The organism is Actinomadura graeca, assembly GCF_019175365.1.
Classification (GTDB): Bacteria; Actinomycetota; Actinomycetes; order Streptosporangiales; family Streptosporangiaceae; genus Spirillospora; species Spirillospora graeca.
The window spans coordinates 8,449,477-8,469,941 of sequence record NZ_CP059572.1; the positions used below are offsets into that span (position 1 = coordinate 8,449,477).

The 20,465-nt window shown below is 72.2% G+C and carries 18 protein-coding genes; 12 read left to right on the forward strand and 6 right to left on the reverse strand.

Features of this window, described 5'->3' with window-relative positions; genetic code table 11:
• Positions 1–46: 46 nt before the first annotated feature.
• From AGRA3207_RS37500 to AGRA3207_RS37520, 5 genes are all read left to right on the forward strand, one after another.
• Entirely contained in the window at positions 47–2,299 is a 2,253-nt protein-coding gene (locus tag AGRA3207_RS37500; protein ID WP_231332112.1) for a hypothetical protein, read from the forward strand.
• The gene (locus AGRA3207_RS37505; protein ID WP_231332113.1) at positions 2,296–4,110 is read left to right on the forward strand and encodes a type IV secretory system conjugative DNA transfer family protein; all 1,815 of its coding nucleotides are present in this window, start codon (positions 2,296–2,298) and stop codon (positions 4,108–4,110) included. The genes AGRA3207_RS37500 and AGRA3207_RS37505 overlap by 4 nt, the downstream gene beginning before the upstream one ends.
• Positions 4,107–4,823, forward strand: coding sequence for a DUF4913 domain-containing protein (locus AGRA3207_RS37510; RefSeq protein ID WP_231332114.1), 717 nt, complete (start codon positions 4,107–4,109; stop codon positions 4,821–4,823). Before AGRA3207_RS37505 ends, AGRA3207_RS37510 begins: the two co-directional genes overlap by 4 nt.
• Positions 4,820–5,791 (forward strand): hypothetical protein, encoded by a 972-nt coding sequence (locus tag AGRA3207_RS37515; RefSeq protein ID WP_231332115.1) that lies wholly within the window; start codon positions 4,820–4,822, stop codon positions 5,789–5,791. Before AGRA3207_RS37510 ends, AGRA3207_RS37515 begins: the two co-directional genes overlap by 4 nt.
• A 146-nt stretch (positions 5,792–5,937) precedes the next feature.
• Positions 5,938–6,543, forward strand: a complete 606-nt coding sequence (locus AGRA3207_RS37520) for a DUF6245 family protein (protein WP_231332116.1) — start codon at positions 5,938–5,940, stop codon at positions 6,541–6,543.
• Positions 6,544–6,628: 85 nt separating this feature from the next.
• Here AGRA3207_RS37520 and AGRA3207_RS37525 read toward each other — a convergent pair whose 3' ends face one another.
• Positions 6,629–6,964: a hypothetical protein gene (locus tag AGRA3207_RS37525; protein WP_231332117.1), complete on the reverse strand. Its 336-nt coding sequence runs from the start codon at positions 6,962–6,964 to the stop codon at positions 6,629–6,631.
• 331 nt (positions 6,965–7,295) lie between these two features.
• On the opposite strand from AGRA3207_RS37525, the gene AGRA3207_RS37530 reads away from it, so the two are divergent.
• Together AGRA3207_RS37530 and AGRA3207_RS37535 are read left to right on the forward strand one after the other, a co-directional pair.
• Positions 7,296–8,744, forward strand: coding sequence for a pentapeptide repeat-containing protein (locus AGRA3207_RS37530; protein ID WP_231332118.1), 1,449 nt, complete (start codon positions 7,296–7,298; stop codon positions 8,742–8,744).
• A gap of 504 nt (positions 8,745–9,248) precedes the next feature.
• Complete coding sequence (locus AGRA3207_RS37535) at positions 9,249–10,424, forward strand: IS3 family transposase (RefSeq protein ID WP_231331942.1); 1,176 nt, start codon at positions 9,249–9,251, stop codon at positions 10,422–10,424.
• Between the two features lie 230 nt (positions 10,425–10,654).
• Here the strand turns inward: AGRA3207_RS37535 and AGRA3207_RS37540 are convergent, their stop codons facing one another.
• On the reverse strand, positions 10,655–11,128 hold the full coding sequence (locus AGRA3207_RS37540) for a GmrSD restriction endonuclease domain-containing protein (RefSeq protein ID WP_231332119.1): 474 nt from the start codon (positions 11,126–11,128) through the stop codon (positions 10,655–10,657).
• A gap of 608 nt (positions 11,129–11,736) precedes the next feature.
• On the reverse strand, positions 11,737–12,390 hold the full coding sequence (locus AGRA3207_RS37545; protein WP_231332120.1) for a DNA/RNA non-specific endonuclease: 654 nt from the start codon (positions 12,388–12,390) through the stop codon (positions 11,737–11,739).
• Positions 12,391–12,653: 263 nt separating this feature from the next.
• On the opposite strand from AGRA3207_RS37545, the gene AGRA3207_RS37550 reads away from it, so the two are divergent.
• Entirely contained in the window at positions 12,654–14,189 is a 1,536-nt protein-coding gene (locus tag AGRA3207_RS37550; RefSeq protein ID WP_231332121.1) for a pentapeptide repeat-containing protein, read from the forward strand.
• Positions 14,190–14,355: 166 nt separating this feature from the next.
• Here the strand turns inward: AGRA3207_RS37550 and AGRA3207_RS37555 are convergent, their stop codons facing one another.
• Entirely contained in the window at positions 14,356–14,754 is a 399-nt protein-coding gene (locus AGRA3207_RS37555) for a hypothetical protein (protein WP_231332122.1), read from the reverse strand.
• 169 nt (positions 14,755–14,923) lie between these two features.
• Between AGRA3207_RS37555 and AGRA3207_RS37560 the strand changes: the two genes are divergently transcribed.
• The 3 genes from AGRA3207_RS37560 to AGRA3207_RS37570 all read left to right on the forward strand — a co-directional run bounded on the left by AGRA3207_RS37560 (position 14,924) and on the right by AGRA3207_RS37570 (position 16,030).
• Positions 14,924–15,205, forward strand: a complete 282-nt coding sequence (locus AGRA3207_RS37560) for a ParB N-terminal domain-containing protein (protein ID WP_231332123.1) — start codon at positions 14,924–14,926, stop codon at positions 15,203–15,205.
• Entirely contained in the window at positions 15,202–15,690 is a 489-nt protein-coding gene (locus tag AGRA3207_RS37565; protein ID WP_231332124.1) for a hypothetical protein, read from the forward strand. Before AGRA3207_RS37560 ends, AGRA3207_RS37565 begins: the two co-directional genes overlap by 4 nt.
• Before the next feature lie 61 nt (positions 15,691–15,751).
• Positions 15,752–16,030, forward strand: a complete 279-nt coding sequence (locus tag AGRA3207_RS37570; RefSeq protein WP_231332125.1) for a hypothetical protein — start codon at positions 15,752–15,754, stop codon at positions 16,028–16,030.
• A gap of 2 nt (positions 16,031–16,032) precedes the next feature.
• On the opposite strand, the gene AGRA3207_RS37575 is transcribed toward AGRA3207_RS37570, so the two are convergent.
• Both AGRA3207_RS37575 and AGRA3207_RS37580 read right to left on the reverse strand, forming a co-directional pair.
• Positions 16,033–19,269 carry a relaxase/mobilization nuclease domain-containing protein gene (locus tag AGRA3207_RS37575; protein WP_231332126.1) on the reverse strand — a complete coding sequence of 1,079 codons (3,237 nt, stop codon included), beginning with the start codon at positions 19,267–19,269 and terminating at the stop codon, positions 16,033–16,035.
• On the reverse strand, positions 19,266–19,565 hold the full coding sequence (locus AGRA3207_RS37580) for a hypothetical protein (protein WP_231332127.1): 300 nt from the start codon (positions 19,563–19,565) through the stop codon (positions 19,266–19,268). The genes AGRA3207_RS37575 and AGRA3207_RS37580 overlap by 4 nt, the downstream gene beginning before the upstream one ends.
• A 374-nt stretch (positions 19,566–19,939) precedes the next feature.
• On the opposite strand from AGRA3207_RS37580, the gene AGRA3207_RS37585 reads away from it, so the two are divergent.
• On the forward strand, positions 19,940–20,356 hold the full coding sequence (locus tag AGRA3207_RS37585; RefSeq protein WP_231332128.1) for a hypothetical protein: 417 nt from the start codon (positions 19,940–19,942) through the stop codon (positions 20,354–20,356).
• The last annotated feature ends 109 nt before the right edge of the window (positions 20,357–20,465 follow it).

Genomic DNA, 20,465 nt, shown 5'->3' on the forward strand with positions numbered 1-20,465 from the left:
CCGACATCCGCGCCGGTCCCACCGGCACCACCCTCAAGGAGCGCACATGCCCCGTCCCCGACCGGCACGCAACCGCCGCACCCTCCAGGCCCCGGCCGGCCAGCATGATCCTCGCGACGCCACGCCCCAGCCTGCGCCGCTGCACCGCCACGCGATCGCACCCCGGCGCGGATGGCCCGGCCCGGGCGGCGGCCGCGCCGCCCACATCGAGCGCGGCGCGGTCTACCTGGGCACCAGCACCGAGGTCGCCGGGCTCTTCCCGTTCCTGCAAGCCTCCTCACTTCCGGCCGAAGGAGTCCCGATCGGCCCCAACCCCTTCACCCGCGAACTGGTCTGCCTGGACCCGGCCGGGTGGGTCGGGCGGCTGACCTCCAACCCGGGGGTGTTCATCCACGGCCAGCCCGGCGTCGGCAAGGCCCTGGATGTGGACACCCCCATCCCCACCCCGTCCGGATGGCAGACCATGCGCACCCTCACCGCCGGTGACCAGGTCTTCGACGAATACGGGCAGCCGACTGAGGTGACGGCGACTTCGCCGGTGCAGACCGGCCGCGACTGCCGGCGCGTGCTGTTCGACGACGGCGCCGACCTGGTCGCCGACACCCAGCACCTGTGGCTGACCTGCACGCCCCGCCACCACCCTGCCGTGGCCGCCCTGCCGGGCGCCCCCCACCGGCCCCCGCCCCCCGGCTCCGACCCCGGCGCGCACGGTGACCTGGTCCCGGCCGTGGTCAGCACCGCGCACATCGCGGCCACCCTCACCGATCCCACCGGGGCCCCGCGGCACGCCGTCCTCTGCTGCCCGCCGCCACCGGTCCCCGGCCCCGCCCGCCGCCCCGCCAGCCGTCCTACCCGCCGCCCCGGCCCCGGCATCCCCACCGCTACGACCACAGCCAGCATCCGCACCGGCACCCGGCTGCCAGCACCGCCCAGCGCCCCGCCGGTGACCCGGTACCGGTATGTCGTGGCCGTGCAGCCGGTGCCGAGCAGGCCCGTCCGCTGCATCCAGGTCGCCTCACCCCGCGGACTGTTCCTGGCCGGCCGCCACTGCGTCACCACCCACAACTCCGCGGTCGCCAAGAGGGTCTGCCTGTGCCTGGTCGGCTACGGCTACCGGATGCTGGCCCCCGGCGACGTCAAAGGCGAATACCGGGACCTGGTCCAAGCGCTCGGCGGCCAGGTGGTCCGCATCGGCCGCGGCCTTGACCGGATCAACCCGCTGGACTCCGGGCCCCTGGGCCGGCTGCTGCCGACCCTTCCCGGCCCCGGCCGCGACCGGCTGACCGCCGAGGTCAACGGCCGCCGCGCCGAACTCCTGCACGCGCTGCTGGCCACCCCGCACGGACTGGCACGCCGCCCCACCGCCCCCGAATCCACCGCCCTGCACACCGCCATCGCCCTGGCGGTCCAGGCCGCCGGCGGCACCGACCCCACCATCCCCGACGTCATCACCACCCTGCGCCAGGCACCAGCCGAACTCATGGACAAGCTGATGGCCCGCACCGACACCACCTACCTCACCCTCACCCGGCACATGACCACCGCCCTGGAAAACCTGTGCTCCGGGCCACTGGCAGGGCTGTTCGACGCCCCCACCACCACCCACCTTGACCTGGACGCCCCCGCCGTCAGCATCGACCTGTCGGCCATCTTGACCGCCGGTGACACCGTCATCGCCGCCGGGCTGCTGGCCACCTGGGCCTACTCCTACAGCGCCATCGACACCGCCCGCGCCTTCGCCCTGGCCGACCGGCCCCTCGTGCTCGCCCTAGACGAACTCTGGCGCACGCTGCGCGCCGGCCCCGGCATGGTCGACGCGATGGACGCCATCACCCGCCTCAGCCGCACCAAAGGCGAGGTCTCGCTGCTGATCACCCACTCGCTGCGCGACCTGGCGGCGCTGCCCACCGCAGAAGACCGCGCCAAAGCACTCGGCCTCATGGAACGCTGCGACACCGTCATCCTGGCCGCGATGCCCTCCTCCGAACTGCAGCGCTTCGCCGAGCAAAAACCCCTCACCGACCGGGAACGCGCCCTGGTGACCTCCTGGGCAGCACCCACCGCCACCGGCATCGACGGCACCACCCAGCGCCACCCCGCCCGCGGGCACCTGCTCATCAAAATCGGCCACCGGGTCGGAACCCCCGCGCGGCTGCACCTCACCCCCGCCGAACGGCGCCTGTACAACACCGACCCCGCCGCCGGCCGCCAACCCCACCGGCCAGCGGCCGCAGACGACCCCGGCCAGCCCCCACCCGGCACACCGGCCAGAGGGACAACCCCGCGAGGAACCGAGTGAACGGCGCAGCCCCGGTCCGGGGCAGCGGCCAGGCCACACCCTGGGTCATCCTGGCGATCATGGGCTGCGGCCTGGCCGTCCAGGCCATCGGCTGGCTGGGCGGCACCCTGGGCGCCCTGGCCGCCACCGGACACTGGCGCCCGCCCCCCTTCACCCTGGCCACCCTGGTCACCCTGCTCGGCCACGGCCCCGGCCCGCTGTGGCCCGGCGTCCCCGCCGGCTGGCTCTGGGCCGGTATCACCGCGGTCATCGCCGCGCTCACCACCCCGGCAGCGGCAGCGGCCCGGCAGGTGCGGCGCCGCTGGTCGGCACTGCCCGGCCTGGCCCGCCTGCCCGACCTCGCCCCCCTGACGAGCAACAACATCCGGTCCCGGACCCGCCGGCTGCGACCCGCGCTGGCCCACGCCCACCGCATCGCCGCCGACGACACCGGCATCCTCATCGGCGCCCACCACCCCACCGGCAAACCCCTCCGCGCCTCCTGGGAGGACGTCACGCTGGCGGTCATGGCACCCCGGTCAGGCAAATCCACCGCGCTGGCCGCCCCCGCCGTCCTGCGCGCCCCCGGCCCGGTCCTGCTCACCTCCAACAAAGCCGACGTCTACGCCGTCACCCGCGCCGCCCGCGCCGCCACCGGCCAGATCTGGACCTTCGACCCGCAAAACATCGCCTACACCCATCAGGACTTCTGGTGGGACATGCTCGCCGAAGCCGCCACCCTGGAAGGAGCCCGCCGCCTGGCCGGCAACTTCATCGCCTCCACCGTCGACGCCGCCGGCCGCAAGGACTTCTGGTTCGCCGCCGCCGCCAACCTGCTGGCCGCCCTGTTCCACGCAGCCGCCCGCACCCCCGGCCGCACCATCAACGACGTCCTCGGCTGGCTCGCGCTCCCCGCCGACCGCACCCCCGTCGAACTGCTCGACGAGGTCGGCATGCCCGCCTTGAGCAAACAGCTGGAGGGCACCATCCACGGCGCCCCCGACACCCGCGACGGCATCTACGAGACCGCCCGCCAATGCACCGCCAGCCTGCTGGACCCCGCCATCGCCACCTGGGTCACCCCCGCACCCGGCACACGGCAGTTCCTCCCGCGCGAGTTCGCCCGCAGCCGGGACACCCTCTACCTGCTGTCCAAAGACGGCGGCGGCTCCGCAGCCGGCGTCATCGCCGCCGCCACCGACGCCGTCATCCGCGCCGCGATCCTGCAAGCCGAACGGCAAGGCGGCCGCATCGACCCCCCGATGATCCCAATCCTGGACGAGGCCGCCAACATCTGCCGCATCCCCGACCTGCCCGCCCTGTACTCCCACCTGGGCAGCCGCGGCCTGCCCATCATCACCATCCTGCAGTCCTACCGCCAAGGCGTCACCGTCTGGGGCGAACCCGGCATGGACGCCCTCTGGTCGGCCGCCACCATCAAAATCCTCGGCGCCGGCCTGGACGACGCCGACTTCGTCGAAAAGATCAGCCGCCTCATCGGCAGCCACAAAACCCCCGAGATCACCCACTCCTACAGCCCTGGCGGCACCAGCACCAGCGTCACCCGCCGCCGCGAACGCACCCTGCAAGCCGCCGACATCCGCGCCCTGCCCAAAGGCTGGTCCGTGCTGCTGGCCACCGGGATCCGCCCCGCACTGATCACCCTGGACCCCTGGTACCAAAGTGCACACGCCACCCAACTCGGCGCAGCGCTCGAACGCGAAACCGCCGCGATCACCGCCCGCGCCCTCCAAACCCTCGACCCACCCGAACCCGGCATCACCGCCCGCCCCACATCAGCCACAACCCCACCCGCAACACCACCACCATGACCGCCGACGACCCCGAACCGTCGGCAGGGCCCTCCGCAGCCGACCTCGTCGCCGCAGAGCAACTCGCCGAACTCCTCGCCGACCTCAAAACCCGCGCCACCCGGCTGGCGGCACGACTGACCGAACACGAAACCCGCTTGGAGGAGCTGGACGGGCCGGTCGCACCCCCGGCACCCGAGCCGCCCTCACCACCCAGTCCCGTCGGCGACCAGCCCACGCTCTTCCCCGGCCTGCCCGCGCCGCCGACCGCCGCCGACGCTCAACCCGGCACCACGCTGCCCAGCCCTCTGCTCGCCGAACCCGAAGCCGCGCCCGCGCCGACCTTCATTTTGCTCTTCAACGTCGGCAGCGATGAGGAACACCAAGAGCTCCTCGCCCTGGACCAGTGGGTCCGCGGCATCCTGATCCCCACCTACATCACCGGCATCAGCCCCCGGCAACCCTGGTGCACCCACTGGTGGGACCACCCCGAAGCTCTCGCCCGCATCCACGCCCTCTGGCTGGCCTGGCAAGAACTCACCGACGAGACCGTTGGCGGACACACCGGCCCCAGCCTGTGGCACCGCGACCACCTTGACGACACCATGCGCCGACTACGCTCCCACGACGGCCCCTTCGCCACCTGCATGATCGACCCCTCAACCCCCAGCCACCGACGCGACCGCCCCGCCCCCAGCGAGCCCTACCGACCCAGCGCCACGCCGTCACCTTGATCAACCGCCTTCTGTCGGCGCTGGTTCCCCTGGACAAGGTGCTGGGGCAGGGGCTCACGCCCGTGCAGCCGCTGGACCGGCAGCAGATCATGCGGCGGCTGCTGCGCGCCCGGCGGTTGTGGGACGCCGGCCAGCTGCGCCGCCTGGTGCCCGACCTGCCGGACCTGCTCAGCGCCGCCGGTCACGCCGCGAAAGAGACCGGCGACTCCGCCGGATTCGTCCTGGCCGGAGCCTGCTACGACCTCGCGGCCGAGACGCTCAGCAAGGTCGGCGTGGACCGCCAGGCGCACATCGCAGCGGACTGGGCCACCTTGTACGCCGAACGGTCAGAGGACCCGGTCGCTCTGGCGTCGGCCGCACGCACCCGGGGCATCGTCCTCCGGCACGAAGGTCAGCATCAGCTCGCCGAGGAGATCACTCTGCATGCCGCGACGCGGATCTCCCGCGCCGGGCTCGCAGACCCGGCGCGAGCCCGCGCCTACGCGCAGATGCTCGCGACATCGGCCTACAACGCGGCGTTGGCCGACGACCGCGACCGGGCCCTGGAGATGATCGAGGATGCCTGGGCGGCCGTCCGCACGCTCCCCGAGCAGCCGCCTACCTGGGCGGTGAAGGCCCGCTTCCCCATCGACCGCGCGCAGGTGTCGCTCTACCGAGTTGGGGTGCGATGGGCGCTCGGCGACGCCAGCGAAGCACTCGCGGCGGGCCGGGGCCTGCGTCCCGAGATGTTCCCGACTCCCGAGCGGCGAGCACGGCTGGAAACCGACATGGCCCGCGCGGAATGGCTCCGAGGACGTCCGGAGCAGACGACACAGCGGCTGCTTGCCGCGCACGCGCAGGCACCGGGGGAGATGGCGGGACGACCGTCGATCCGTCGGATGGCCTTGGACGTGGTGGAGCGGCATCCGCGGGTCCACGGCGCGCGGGAGCTGGCCGCGATCGTGCGGCCCAGTGGCCGAGGCCGGTAGCCCTCGCCTCATCCGAGCCTGGTGGCAAGGATCCACCACTAGGCGCGTGCGCGACGTCCACGAGACCTGTTGAGGAAACCGGATGGCTGACGGCGATCTGGTGAACACGGCCCCGTCCCCCCGGAACGGGCGGCTACGGTGCCGTCATGTCTGCCGCGTCGTCTTCCTCCCAGGCTCCTCCCGTTGTGTCGGCCGCGTCGGTGTCGGCTGCTCTGGCCGCGCTGGGCGCGTACGCCAAGCCGCCGACCGATGCCGAGCTGGCCGCCCAAGCTGATGCCGTCGGCGGTGAGCACGTCCTCGCCGCGATGTTGGCCAACGCGTTGTACGGCGCGGCGATCGGCGCCGGAATGATGGCCGAGGGGCGGATGATCGAGATCGAGGGCAACGATCGTGCCCTGCCCTTGGGACGCCAGCAGGTCCTGAAGGCATCCGGCGCGACCGGGCCCGGAGTGACCGGAATGCTGCATTGGCAGGCTTCCCAGGTCGGTGGTCCGCTACGCGGCTGGTCGCGTCGAGCCGACCTCGGCCCGCTCGGTGGTGCTGCCGCAGACGTGGCATGGGCACTGACGCTGCTGCTCCAGGCCCTCACTGTTACCGAGCCGACCGATCCGCGCTTTGACGACCTTCACAAAAACGTCTCCGAGGCGCGTGCCCTGCTCGCTGCCGCGGCTGGCCGCTTGGACGAACTGACCGGCACCGCCGCCGAGATGGCAGCCGCGCTCGTTCGGCTATGGGACCACGTCGACGCGTAGCAACCGACGAGCCGGGCGTCGCCCGCGGTGCCCCCGGTTCCGGATACGCAACCGGAGCACCATGCTCCTGGACCGTTGGCGGCCTTTACAGGGCGTCCGCCGGGGTTTCGGGGAGCCCAGCCTCGGCGAGCAGCCGACGGACGAGGGCGGTGCCTTCGGCGTCGGGCGCGAAGGGCGGATAGAGCGCCAGGATCGCGGCGCCGTACTCGTAGTCGTACCCGGCGGCGATCAGGAGTTCGACGGCGGTGGACTCGTCGTCATCGGGAACCAGACGCACCAGCTTGACGGCGTCCACATCGGGCCGGCGGAGCCGTGTTCGGTCGACGTCGGCGCCGCCGAATGGGTCCTGGCCCAGGCCCGACGCGCGCAGCAGCGCCATCGCGTCTCGGCGGGTGGCGGAAAGTTCCAGCACGTCGCTCACAAACACGGTTCCCCCGGATGATGTGGCCGCCATTGGGCCGTTCTACCTGGGATTATCCGCCGCCGCAGGGCCCGCAAACCGTATTGCCGCAATGTCTGGTTCTGGTTTTCGCCAGGGGCAGCGCTGCCACGGTGCGGCTCCTTGTTCGGGAAGGGCCCCGGTTACCGGCTGCGCGGGCCGCATCCGACCTGGCTCGGGACCGCAGCAGGTCCAGGTGTCTGGTGGCGGCGGTGTTGTAGCCCAATGTGGCCATCGGGCGGCGGCGCGTGCCGGTACGTCGTTGGCTGGGGGTCTGGTCGGTGATCGGGGCGTCGTGACGGGTGGGTGGCAGGTGCCGGTACGGGTGTGGCGGAGGGTGCGGCGGCGGGGGTGGTCGCTGGCGGCCTGGTTCTGGATGGCGGCCGCGGGTGCGGCGGCGGGCGCGGCGATCTGGTTCACCACAGGATGGCTGCTGCACACCACCGGGCAGGTGATGGACCGCGATGCCAAGGCGACCGGCGCCGACCGGGCCCGGGTCCGAGTCGAGGCCGTGCGCACCGGATTAGCCGCGGGCGCGGGCGCGGGCGCCGCGGTCGGGTTGATGCTGGCGTTCCGCCGCCAGGCCCACACCGAGCACGACACCGCCGAACGGCGCGTCACCGAGCTGTACAACGCCGCCGCCGAGCAGCTCGGCTCCGACAAGGCCCCGGTCCGCCTGACCGCGCTGTACACCCTGGAACGCCTGGCCGATGACAACCGGCGGCACCGGCAGACCATCGTCAACATCATTTGCGCCTACCTGCGCATGCCCTGTGCCGCCCCCGCCGAGCAGCCCGACCACGGGGAAGGGCAGCGCCAGGCGGTCCGCCGCTACCAGGCCGCCCGCGCCGGCCGCCCCGCGCCGCAGCCACCCTCCACCGGGCCGCACCCCGACCCGCACGAAGAACGCCAGGTCCGCCTCACCGCCCAGCGCATCCTGCACACCCACCTGCGACCCGACGCCGAAACACCCTGGACCGGCATCACCGTGGACCTGACCGGCGCCACCCTCATCGACTTCACCCTGACCGGCTGCACCGTACACGAAGCCGACTTCAACGAGGCGACCTTCACCGGCACCGCCGACTTCAACGGGGCGACCTTCACCGGCCTCGCCAACTTCAGCGGGGCGACCTTCACCGGCCTCGCCAACTTCAGCGGGGCGACCTTCACCAGCGCCGCCGACTTCAACGGGGCGGCCTTCACCGGCGCCGACTTCAGCGAGGCAACCTTCACCGGCACCGCCTACTTCAACCGGGCGACCTTCACCCGCACCTACTTCAGCCGGGCGATTTTCACCGGCGGCGCCGACTTCATCGAGGCGACCTTCACCAGCCTCGCCAACTTCAACGGGGCGACCTTCACCAGCCTCGCCAACTTCAACGGGGTGGCCTTCACCGGCCTCGCCTACTTCAACGGGGCGACCTTCACCGGCGCCTACTTCACCAGGGCGACCTTCACCGGCACCGCCCACTTCGCCGAGGCGACCTTCACCGGCCTCGCCTACTTCAACGGGGCGACCTTCACCGGCGCCGACTTCATCAAGGCGACCTTCACCGGCGCCGACTTCAACGGGGCGACCTTCACCGGCCGCGCCGACTTCAGCCGGGCGACCTTCACCGGCGTCGACTTCGAGGGGGCCAGCGTGGCTGACCGCAACCTGGCACACGTTCTCCCCGCAGACTGGCGCATCGAGCCGGACGAGGGCGCTTCAGGCCGCCTCATGCCTGTTACAGCACCCGCGCCGCCGAGCGGCGCTTGAGACAGCATCAACCCCGGTCCGGCGCTGGCGCCATCCCTATGGACACCGACGGCACCCCAACACCTCATATTCGACGCGAATGCCCCTGGCATCGATGCGACGGGACCTCAGTCCCGTCCGATGCGCCGCGCCGACCCATCGGGCCGGACCCGCGCTGGGGCCCGCATCGGGTTGGGACCGTGATGGAACCGTGCTGAACCCGCCGTTGGGAAATGACGGACCGGCCGTTACTCCTTCAGTCATAATCAGTCTTATGTCTGAAGTCACCGCCGGGGGAGTCCGGTGATCGGCGGCTGCCGTATCCCAAGTACCGCCACGCCGGCCACCGCCGCCACGACCGCAAGCCAGGGCCACCACGCTCTTGCGTTGCGCATGGCCGCCCTCCTGGAGTTGGAGGCTCTGAGCTTCCCCCTGTTGCACGGACACCGTGATGTTGCCCCCGTTTGACGGGCACGGTTGTTGAGATAGGTAGGGTTCGGCGATCTTGTCAAGGAGATCGTTCTGGTGCCCAAGCCTTACCCGCCGGAGTTTCGTCGGCGTACCCTGAATCTGCTGGAGTCGGGACGATCGGTGCGGGACGTGGCCGCGTCCCTGGGCATCGCGGAGTCGTGCCTGCACCGCTGGAAACGGCGGGACCTGATCGACCGTGGTCTGAAGTCACTCAGCCCCGCACAGGCCGAGTCCGCTGCCCTGGCCCAGGCCCGAGCACGGATCGCCGAGCTGGAGAACGAGGTCAAGATCCTACACAAGGCCGCCGCGGCGATCGAGAAGGTGGTGCCCCCAAAAGCCCGCTTCGCCCTGGTGGCCGAACTGGCCGTTGAGGGCGTCCCGGTCAAGCAGGCATGCCTGGCGCTCGGGGTGTCCCGGTCGGGCTTCTACGACGCCCGCGCCCGTCCGCCGTCGGCCCGGGCGATCCGCCAGGCGTGGCTGACCGATCAGATCACCGCCATCCACCAGGCGTCACGACAGACATACGGGTCGCCCCGAGTGCGCGCCGAGCTCGTCCAGGGGCAGGGCGTCGTCGTCTCGCGCAAGACGGTGGCGGTGCTGATGCAGCGGGCCGGCCTGGCGGGGCTGCCCCTGCGGCGCAGAGCCAAGCGGGTCCCCGCCTCGGCGACGGTCACCGACCTGGTGAAACGCAACTTCCACCGCGACGGGCCGAATCAGTTGTGGGTTACCGACATCACCGAGCATCCCACCCGGGAGGGCAAGCTCTACTGCTGCGTGGTCTTGGACGCCTTCTCCCGCCGTGTGGTCGGCTGGGCCATCGATTCGCGGCAGCGGGCCGATCTGGCCACTTCCGCGCTGGGCATGGCGATCGATTCCCGCGGCGCCGCCGGACAGGTCCCGGGCGGGATCATCCACGCAGATCACGGCACCCAGTTCACCTCATGGATCTTCACCGAACGCGCCCGCCGAGCCGGGCTGCTGCCCTCCCTGGGCACAGTCGGCGATCCCTACGACAACGCCGTGGCCGAGTCGTTCTGGGCGCGCATGCAAACCGAGCTGCTCGACCGGCAAAGCTGGCGAACCCGCGTCGAACTCGCCAACGCGATCTTCGAGTACATCGAAGGGTTCTACAACCGTCGCCGACGCCACTCCGCCCTGGACTACATGAGCCCGATACAGTTCGAAACCACCCACCCGTCGAGCCCGATCTCCTCACCCGCGAGTCCGTGAAACAGGGGCAACATCACCGGCGGTGAGGTCACTCGTGGGTGTCTGAGGGCGGGTTGAGCCCTTCGACGCCCGCCGTCGCGCTGATCACGGCAGCCCGCAAGGCGACCAGCAGACATGACGAGGGCCAAGGAAGGCGGGGCCCTCACGAAACATCAGCGCCACGCACCCTGCCGGCCGGCGATGCCCCCGCCAGCAGGGCGAGAACCACCGCGGGCGGGCCAGGCAGCACCTCAGCAGGAGCCGAGCAGTCCGTCCAAGGCCGTCTTCTCCGCCGCGTCGATCGTCAGGCCGTACCGGTACTTCACATCGATCCAGGACCGGGCGTACATGCACCGGAACGAGGCCAGCGGAGGCAGCCACTGCGCCGGGTCCTTGTCGCCCTTGGCCTGGTTGACGTTGTCGGTGACCGTCCACAGCTGCGAGCTGGTCAGGTCGTTGGCGAACTCCTTGCGGCGCTCGGTCGTCCACGCCGCCGCGCCCGACCTCCATGCCTGGGCCAGCGGGACCATGTGGTCGATGTCCAGGTCGGACGCCTGGGTCCAGGTGGCGCCGTCGTACGGGCTCCTCCAGGTGCCCGACACGGCCGCGCACTTGGCGTCTGTCTCCACGTTCTCACCGTCCCGCCTGAGGGCGGTCTCGCGGGTGTTGCACTGCCCGGACTGGGTGATCCAGTGCGGGAACATCGTGCGAGAGTAGCCGTCCATGCTCCCCTCGGGACCGACCGTGAGCTCGGCGAGGTGCGCCCGGGCAGCATCGGCATCCGGCGGAGCAGGCGGGAGAGCCGACGCGGCCGGCGCGACGGCAAGCATCGCGGCCAGAACCACAGCGGGCAGGGCAGCGGGAGCACGGCGCATGGTGAGCCTCTCGTGACGGGGGGAACTCGCCACAAGGGTGCACCTCAGCCGCGGCCGCAGGAGGCGAAGTAGTACCGCGGCACCGCTCAGGCAACGGTGACCTGCCCCCCGCAGCCCGAACCGTGAAGAAGAGCAGCACGCGCACCGACGAGGGCCCCGCCAGCGGAGCGGGGCCCTCGCGGCAGCCCGAGCGGGTGGCCACGTGATGGCACCTGTGAGGAGGCAGGACCATCTCCAGCGGCGCTGATCAGGTGGGACAGCACCACCACTGCAACGACGGTACGCCCGGAATCTGTCAAAAGAGCGGCCGAATCCGGCCGCTCTCGCTCACCGCCGAAGCCCGGGCCCGCCATGGCGGACGGCGGTGGACGACGTCCCGGAGCCCAGGCGTACGCCGATAACGCAGCCAGGGAACGGGCCGCCTGGAGCCGGCCGCGCACGGCAGGTCACCCGGCTGGTCAGGTCTTGCAGCCGGCGCCCTTGAACCCGTCGTCCAGGGTCTTGCCGAAGTCCTTCTTCTCGGTGTCGGTGAGCGCCCGGTTGGGGATGGTCAGCGGGATGGTCCGCTCGGCGGTCTTCTTGGCGGTGATGCTGAGGACGAACCGGTCGGGGATGATCCCGGTGGTGCCGGTGGGGTAGACGGCGTTGACCACGTAGCGCGGTATCTGCCCGCCGTTGGCGATGCACTTGCGGGTGCCGCCCTCGACCTGGTGGTTGTAGAAACCAGTGTTCAGCGTGCCGTTCTGCGGGACCAGGTTGTAGCGCATGTCGACGCCGTTGAGGCTGGCGGCGATGAGGTGACCACCGTGGTAGCCGGCCCCGCCCATCTGCCCGACCTTCTTGGCGCAGGTGTCCCGGCCCGCCGGCACCACCTTCAGATTGAAGGCATCGGCGCGCTCAGGGCGGCCCTGCCCGTCGGTGCGGAAGCTGTAGCCGTTGGCCTTGTAGGTGTGGTTCTTCTCGATCGTGCGGTCGCACGGGGCATCGTCGGCCTGCCGGGCCGCGGCCGCAGGACCGCTCGGCGCCGCGGCGGCGTGGGAGGACAGGGCGGCAACGGTGGTTCCTGCCAGCAGGAACACCGACACCGCGGCGGGGGCGGGGCGCAAATTCATCGCGGGAGCCTCTTTCTCAGGGCGCCGCGCACCGGGGGTGCCGCGCGGCTCGCCCCAGGTAAGCACGCACACCACCGGAAATGACCGTACGTGACCGCCACATCACGGTCACGGAGAGGAGTTTCTCGTCCCGCGACCCGGCACCGGCGTCCACGCCGAGAAGTGCTGTTCGCCCAGTTCGCAGGCGGCGATGAAGGTGTCCGAATGTGGGCAGATCGCCGCAGCCGGGGGCTGGCCAGAGGCGGGTTCCCTAGGTTCGGGGCGTGGATGAGTCAGGGGCGGACGGACCAGAGGAAGGCGACGGCGTCGGCGGGCGCGCACAGGTACAGCGGGCTGCTGCGGCACCGGGGGGACGGGCGGTGGCGGCCGGGCCGCGGTGGGCGGGCCGGGCGGCGCGGGCGGCGCTGGTGGCCGGCGGGGTGCTGGTGGCGTTGATGGTGGTGTGGGTGCTGGGTCCGGGGGCCCGGTGGTGGCTGGTGCACGTCGACGGGGTGAAGGTCGGTGGCAAGGGCGGCCTGACCGGCAAGGACCTGGCGGACGCGCTGGACACGGTGCGGGGTAGGGCGATGGCCCTGGGCACCGGGCTGCTGGCGGCGGTGGCGATCTACTACACCGCCTCCAACGCCTCCTCGGCACGTCGGTCCGCGCAGGCGGCGATCGAGGGGGTCCAAGCGGCCCGGCGCAGCGCCGAGGCCACCGAAGCCGCGCAGTTACGGACCTTCGAACTGACCCAGCAGGGGCAGCGGCAAAGCGATGAAGCCCAGCGCCGTACCCACGAGCTGACCGAGGAAGGCCAGCGGCGGACCCATGAGCTGACCGAGCGTGGGCAGAACACCGACCGGTTCTCCGCCGCCGTCGCCCATCTCGGCGACCCCACCCCTGCGGTCCAGCTCGGCGGCGTGCACGCCCTGGCCGGCCTGGCCGACGACGCCCCCACTCGCGAGTTCCGCCAGACCTGCATCGACGTGCTGTGCGCGTTCCTGCGCCTCCCGTACGACCCGGACCCCGGCAACACCCCCGCCGACGGCCAGGACCCGGCCGGGCACGCCGCAGCGCGCACGGCGTACCGGGCGATCCGCGAGGTCCGCCACACCATCATCCGCACCATCGGCAACCACTTGCGTGACGGCGCCCCCATCTCCTGGCGAGGCCACGACCTCGACTTCACCGACGTCGTCTTCGACGGCGGCGACTTCCACGACACTGTCTTCACCGACGCCAGCATCTCCTTCCAGACCGCCCGGTTCGTGGACGCCAGCATCTCCTTCCAGGGCGCCCGGTTCGAGGACTGCCTGGTCGACTTCGGAGGCGCCCGGTTCGCGGGCGGCGCGGTCGATTTCAGGGCCGCCCACTTCGCGGGCGGCACGGTCACCTTCGAGTTCGCCCAGTTCGCGGGCGGCACGGTCACCTTCGGGGGCGCCCGGTTCGCGGGCGGCGCCGTCGACTTCGGGGGCGCCCGGTTCGTGGACGGCCTGGTCACCTTCGGGGACGCCCGGTTCGTGGACGGCCTGGTCACCTTCGGGGACGCCCGGTTTAAGGGCGGCACGGTCAACTTCAGGCACGCCCGGTTTGAGGGCGGCGCGGTCACCTTCGGGGACGCCCGGTTCGCGGGCGGCGCCGTCGACTTCGGGAACGCCCGGTTCGCAGGCGGCGCGGTCGGCTTCAGATACGCCGTGTTTGAGGGCGGCAGGGTCAACTTCGGGGACGCCGCGTTCGAGGGCGGCGCGGTCAGCTTCGAGTCGGCGAATGGGCGGCGACCTCATGGGTTGCCGGATGGCATGGCCGAGCATCTGTCGTGAGCCGCTGCAGGGATGAGACCGCGGTGATCTGAGCCCTCTATACCAGGCCGGTCAGGCCAACCCTCCGAACCGGTGGCTCTGGGCCGGAAGCCAGAGCCCTACGAGCAGACGAGCTATCAACATGATCTAGCGATGACGCTGGCAACCACAGTCGGACGCCAGCGGTTCAGGGATCGCCGGGCGGTGGCGGTTCCCACGGTTCCACCGTGCCGTCGAGGGTCAGCCGCAGCCGGGGGACCGCGGCGTAGGCGGCGGGGGGTTCGAGCGGCCGCACCGACCGGCCCGAGACCTCTGAGACCAGGCGGCGGGCCGCAGGCGGGTCACCGGTCACGTGCGGGAAGGTCACGATGGCCCGCCACTCGGCCGTCCGCTCAAGCCGCAGCCAGGCCAGCAGGTACGCCGGCTGCCGGTCGGTCGCGGCAGACAGCTGCACCAGGGGCGGGCAGTAGACGCCGAGTTTGTCCAGATCGACGGGGGTGGAGGGTACCCGCCCGCCGACGAGGGTGATGCCCTCCTCCCCCTCGTGGGCGCCGCTTCGCGCGTCGGCGGCCGCGCAAGCTGACACCGAAACGCGCGTTTTCGCCGCCCGCCGCGCCTGGTTTCCCGCTGTTTGAGTCCTCGCTCCCTCTCCCTGTCCGGCGGCGCCGCCTGCCTTACCGGGGCGGTGACCGCAACCCGGCTTTCGCATCGCTCATCCCGCCCTGATTTCCCAGAGATCGAGGAGGACCTGACGCGTGACCGTCGACGCAACGGCTCCACCGGAAAGCCAGAACGCCGAGCCGCCTGCCGGTGCCCCCGAGCAGCTGCAGCAGCAGCCGATGATCTCGGTTTCACGGCTCAAGCCCGATCCCGACAACCCCCGCCAGAACCTGGATCTGAATCGTGCGTTCCTGGCCTCGCTGGCGCACCGCGGTGTCCAGGTGCCGCTGTTGATCCGCCCCGATCCCGGCGAGGCGGGCATGTGCGTGATCATCAAGGGCATCGCCGGTACTGCGATGCGCTGGAGACCGGGGTGACCGAGGTGCCCTACAAGCTGGTCGCCGGCGGCGATGACGCCGACCGGTTCATCGCGATGTACCTGACCAATGCCGGTGAGCAGCGCAGCAACCACTCGCCGTGGGAGCAGACCCGTGCGCTGTTCATGGCGTGTCAGGCCGGGGCGAGCAAGACAGAGATCCGCAAGTCGCTGGGGCTGAAGGCCGACCAGGTGCGCCAGGCGGTGAAGGCGGGCCGGCTCACCGACGAGCAGGTGGCCGCCGCGCACGAGATCGCCCGCGAATGGACCATCGAGGAGTACGGCCTGCTGGGGGAGTTCAGCGAGGACCAGGAGGCCCTCGACCGGCTGACCAGGATGAAGGCATACCGCGGGTCGGTGGCGCACGAGGCGGCGCTGATGCGCCGGGAGCGGTCCGATACCGTCGAGCACCAGCGGATCCGCGAGCGGCTGGCCGCCGAGGGGGTCCCGTCACCGAGGATCTGCCCGGCGGCGGGCTGCGGGTGAGCGCGCTGCGGACCGGTGACCAGCCCGGCGATGCGGACACAGACGCCGAGCTGCACGCCGGATGCCTGGGCCGGGGGTCTTCTTCCCCCGTTCCCTGACCGAACCCGAGCCCTACTGCGCCGATCCGGCCCGGTACGGGCACGGGTTCGGCGACCCCCGTGATGCCGAACCGATGCGGCTGCGGGCCGGATATGCCGGGTCGGAGGCGCAGATCCTGGGGGACTGGCCCGTCGGCTCCTACAGCCTGCAGGAGCTGCGCCAGGCGGGCCGGGAGCTGAGCCCGGAGGATCACCTGACCTGCCCGGGAGCCCAGATCTACATTCCCCTGGGGGAGCGGTGATGTCAGCGCGGGCGATGGCGGTGGTGGGGCTCGTCGGGGCCGTCGCGGTGGGGGCGTCGCCGCGCTTGGTGGGTGGGGCCGCTGCCGGAGGGCTGCGATGGTTGTTTCATCCATTGATCGATGCGCCAGACCAGGACCTTGGCGGTGGAGTGCGCGTCGGTGAAGCCGCGTGGCTGGGCGGCGACGGCGGCCAGGACGGCGTCGGGCCGGTGGCCGGCTGCGGCGGCGCGGCGCAGGCGGGCGTCGACGGTGCGCCAGGCGGGATCGGCCATGACCTGCTCAGCGGTGACGGCGCCTGGGGCGGCGGCCAGGGCGTGCTGGAGGATGTCCCGGTAGTGCTGCTCGCGTGAGGGTGCGGCGTCGGGGGAGGCGATGGTGGGCTGCTGCTGCTGCGGGGGCGGCTGGCCGTGGCCTGGCGCCTGGGCGTGCAGGCGCCGCTGGATGTGGAAGGCCAGTGCGTCGGTGAGCGGCGGGCCGGGTGGGGTGCCGCGGCGGACGTTGGCGTCGAGGACGGCCGAGTGCAGCATCTGTGCCGGGTCGGCGCCGGCGTGCCCGGCGCGGGCCAGGACGGTCGCCAGGACTGGGTAGGCGGGGTCGGCCAGCACCCATCGGGTGTCGATCGCGCCGCCGAGCACTGCCCGCACGGTCTGCTGGAGGTCGGGGCGGTGGGCGGCACGCGGGTCGGGGCTGTGCCGGGCGGGGTCCAGCTGCCAGGCCGCCAGCTGCAGGTGGGTGAGGGCGCGCTGGGCGGAGGCTGCTTGCGCGGTGAATTTCCGGGCGTGGTACCAGCCGATCGCGGCTTGCAGGGCGCCTGCGGAGGCCACCACCACGGCGGCCATGGCGGCGGCTTCGCGGCCGCTGGCCATCGCCTGCCCGGCGGCGTTCATGCCCTGGGTGGCCAGCCGCAGCCCGGAGCTGGCATCGCCGTGGGCGCGTTCCAGCGGGACGCGTGAACCGCGTTCGAAGGCGTGGGCGGCGGCGAGGATCTGCTGGCGGATGTGGTCGGGTGCCTGGTCGGCGGCGACGGTCAAAAAGTCGCCGACGGCTTGTGCGGTGGCGGCCCGCTCGGCTTCGGTGGCGTGGCTGTCGTCGTGGCCGAAGGCGTGGGCGGCCTGCCCGAGCGGGCCGACCGCCTCTTCCCATGCCTGTGCCCGCGCGTGCGCCGGGTCGCCGGTGGCCCGAGCTGCCGGTGGGCCGACGGGGTCGGGTGGGCGGAAGACCCCTTCCCAGCGTTCGCGTACGCGTGGCAGTGACAGGTCGGGGGCCAGCGTCGATCCGGCATACCAGATGGGGTCGCCCGCGCGGTCGGTGTCGCCGGGCAGGCTGACCTCGTAGCCGGTGATGGCGGCAGGCCCGTCGGGACGGGCGAGCTGGTGGAGGCGGACGTGCAGCCCGGCGGTGTGCAGGCCGAGCAGGAAGCTGGCGTCGTCGCTGGCGGCCGCGGCGGCCCGGCTTGCGAGGTCGGCCAAAGTTTCCCGGGGCGTGGCGATGGAGGTGTCGGCGGCGGGGCTGTTCCCGGTGGCCGCGGTGTGCTGGGCGGCTTGCGGCGGGGAGGCGGGGCCGGTGCGCGGGTGGGTACGGTGCGCCGCGGCGACGGCGGTGCGCAGGCTGGCCAGTGCCCGGTGCGGCTGTGTGAACTGCTGCGGGCTGCGGTCCTCGGCGAGCGCGCCGATGACGGCAGCGAGCCGGCCGGGGTCGTCGGTCACCGAGGTGAGCAGCCGGTGGTAGTCGCGTGCCTGCCGGTCATCGGGCGCCGCGCGGGGCGCGGCAGGGTCCAGCGGGTGGGCGCCGGGGCGGGCGCGGCCGCTGAAGGCCAGCCGCATCTGGTGGTCGCTGGTGCTGGCCCAGGTGCAGGCCGCGAGGTTGAGCCGCAGCTGATAGGGCAGCAGCGCGGCGACGGCGTCGATGATCTCCAGCCGGGCCTGGTATCCGGTCCGTGCCCGGGCGTCGATGACGTCGACGTTGCCGGCCAGCAGCGACGCGGCGGCGCTGGCGCACCGCTGGATGCCATGGCGGGCAACCAGCTCGGCCAGCCGCTGCGGGTCATAGCCCGGCAGATTCAGCACGATCCCGCTGCCCGGAGGAGCGGCCTGGCCCGCGCGCTGGGACAGGGAGATGCCCTTGATGGCCTGGTGCAAATCGAGGAAGGAGATCGCGGGGGTGGCCGGGTCGTGGGGGAGGGCGAAGTAAGAGGTGGCCGCGATGTCGCGGCCGGCACCGTCGCGCTGCTCGGACCAGCGTTCCACCGCGATGCCCAGATAGTCCTGGCCGGCGAAGCGGTGCGGGCCGATGGTGATGCGCGGGTAGCGTTCGGCGCGCCGCGCTGCCGGGCCCGGCGCGATCCCGGTCTGGTAGCGGCGGAGGATCGCCCGGTAGGGCAGCCGCAGGTCGCTGGAGTACAGGATGGAGTAGTCGTCGGAGATGCCGGGCGGTTTGCTCTGCAGGGCCCATTGGGCCGTTATCTCGGCCATGGCGCCAGGCCGGCTGCGTGTGGCGGGTCGGCTGTGTGCGGTGGGCGGGTCGGGTTGGTCATGGGGTGCGCTTTCGGTGAGGCGGTGGAGATAGGGGCCGGTCTGCAGCGCGGCGGCCACCGGCTGGTGCCCGGCCGGGTGCGCGCGGGCACCTCCGCGGCGGCGGGCCGGGGGCTGCGCCAGGTGGTAGGCGAGCCGCTGGGCTTTGCCGTACTCGGCGCGGGTGGGGCGGCGGGCGGCGGTCCACTCCACCGGCGGCGTCGGCCTCAGCCCGTAGCGCTGCTCCAGCTGCTGGCACGCCCGCCGCAGCCGCAGGAAGTCGTTGCCGAGCCGGGGTGTTTTGCCGTCCATCCGGCGCAGCGTCGCCACCAGGTGAATGTGGTCGTCGGCGTGCCGGACGGCGATCCACCGGCAGCCTGCCGGGTCCTGCCGGGAGGCGATCCCGGCGGCGTCGATGAGTGCATGGGCCGCGTGGCGCCATTCGGCGTCGGTCAGCCGCCGGTCGGCGGGTGCGGTGCGCGCCGCGCAGTGCCAGACGTGCCGGCCGGGTCCGGCGTGGATCAGCACCAGCCGGTCGAGTTCCTCACTCAGCCACCCCAGCCGCCCGGTGAACTCATGCGGCCGGGCATGCCCGGGATCGGTGACCAGCCCGTCCCAGGAGGCCACCAGGTGCGGGTCGGTGTGCTCGTGATGGCTGCCCGGCCCGTACAGGTAGCTCAGCAGCTCCAGAGTCTGTGATCCGCGCCGCCGCATCACCTTGACGATCACGCGGGCCGCCGCGGCCGCCGGTCGGGCTGGGCCATGCTGATCGCATCGGCGGCGGCCTCCACCCGCGCCACGGCGCGCACGACCTGCCGCCGCATCTCCGGGTCGGGGGACTGCTGCTGCAGCAGCTCGCCCACGCGCGCCAGATCGGCGCGCGCGAGCACCAGCTCCAGCGCCCGCATGCGGTCGCTGACCGGAACGATGGCCAGCTCCTGCCGGGCCACCGCGACCAGCACCTGCGCCGCCCACGCGCCGGGCGCCAGGCCTCCGGCGCCCTCTGCGGCCAGCCGGATCGCCAAGAACTCCTCGGTGCTCAGCCGCAGCGGTCCGAGCGTGCAACGGCGGCGGCTTGCCGCATGACCCCGGCGCAGCTCCGCCCGCGCCGGAAAATGGCCCGGCACCGCCGGAAAATCATCCTCATCCTGTGACGCTCGATGGTCAACCACTCCCGCAGCATAGGATCCGCAGCCCGCCCGCGAAACGTTATGTCAGACATATGACATATCTTGCTCCGGTGAGACAGCCGGAAACCCGGGCGAAAATTCTGCATGCCCGCCGTGCCCGTTCACGGGTGCCGGATCCCGGCGGCCCCGGCGCCGCTTTTCCACTGACACGCCAGCTGACAATGGCTACGCGGTTCCAGATCTGCGGGTGGTCTTATACGCTGCGGGGCATGACGAATAATGCGCTGCCGGACCCGGTCAAGGACGCCGCTTTGAAAGTGCTGGATCTGGACGGCAAGCTGGAGGCCTTCCAGCGGCTGCACGCGGCCGGGCAAAAATGCGAGCGGCTGCAGCAGGAACTGCAGGACACCCAGCGGGAGTACGGTGCCGCCTACACCGACGCCCTCAAACGCGGGTGGCTGGCCGAGCAGTTGCGGGAACTGGGCCGCAGGGAACCGGTTCGCCGCCCCCGGGGCCGCCCGCGCGGCAAGCCCGCCAAGCCGGCCGATGAGGGCGCCGCGCGGCCGGTGGGCGCACCCGCTGCCGCCTCGGCGCCGCATCCCCGGCCGGGGCGCGCAGCGGCGGCACCGCCCGCTGCCTCGGCGCCCGCCGGTGTCAGCGCAGTCCGGGACAATCCGGCCCGGTGAGCCGGGCCGGTCACGCCACACACAGTAAGCGGCGGGATCGGCCTGGTGGATCGCGGCCGGGAAAGCGTCGAAGCCGCTGGCTCCGGGGTTGTGCGCGGGACCGTCGGGT

Coding starts and splice junctions, on each gene's coding strand:
- AGRA3207_RS37500 (WP_231332112.1), top strand. CDS start 47: ATGCCCCGTCCCCGACCGGCACGCAACCGCCGCACCCTCCAGGCCCCG.
- AGRA3207_RS37510 (WP_231332114.1), top strand. CDS start 4,107: ATGACCGCCGACGACCCCGAACCGTCGGCAGGGCCCTCCGCAGCCGAC.
- AGRA3207_RS37520 (WP_231332116.1), top strand. CDS start 5,938: ATGTCTGCCGCGTCGTCTTCCTCCCAGGCTCCTCCCGTTGTGTCGGCC.
- AGRA3207_RS37540 (WP_231332119.1), bottom strand. CDS start 11,128: ATGGACGGCTACTCTCGCACGATGTTCCCGCACTGGATCACCCAGTCC.
- AGRA3207_RS37545 (WP_231332120.1), bottom strand. CDS start 12,390: ATGAATTTGCGCCCCGCCCCCGCCGCGGTGTCGGTGTTCCTGCTGGCA.
- AGRA3207_RS37570 (WP_231332125.1), top strand. CDS start 15,752: ATGCCTGGGCCGGGGGTCTTCTTCCCCCGTTCCCTGACCGAACCCGAG.
- AGRA3207_RS37585 (WP_231332128.1), top strand. CDS start 19,940: ATGACGAATAATGCGCTGCCGGACCCGGTCAAGGACGCCGCTTTGAAA.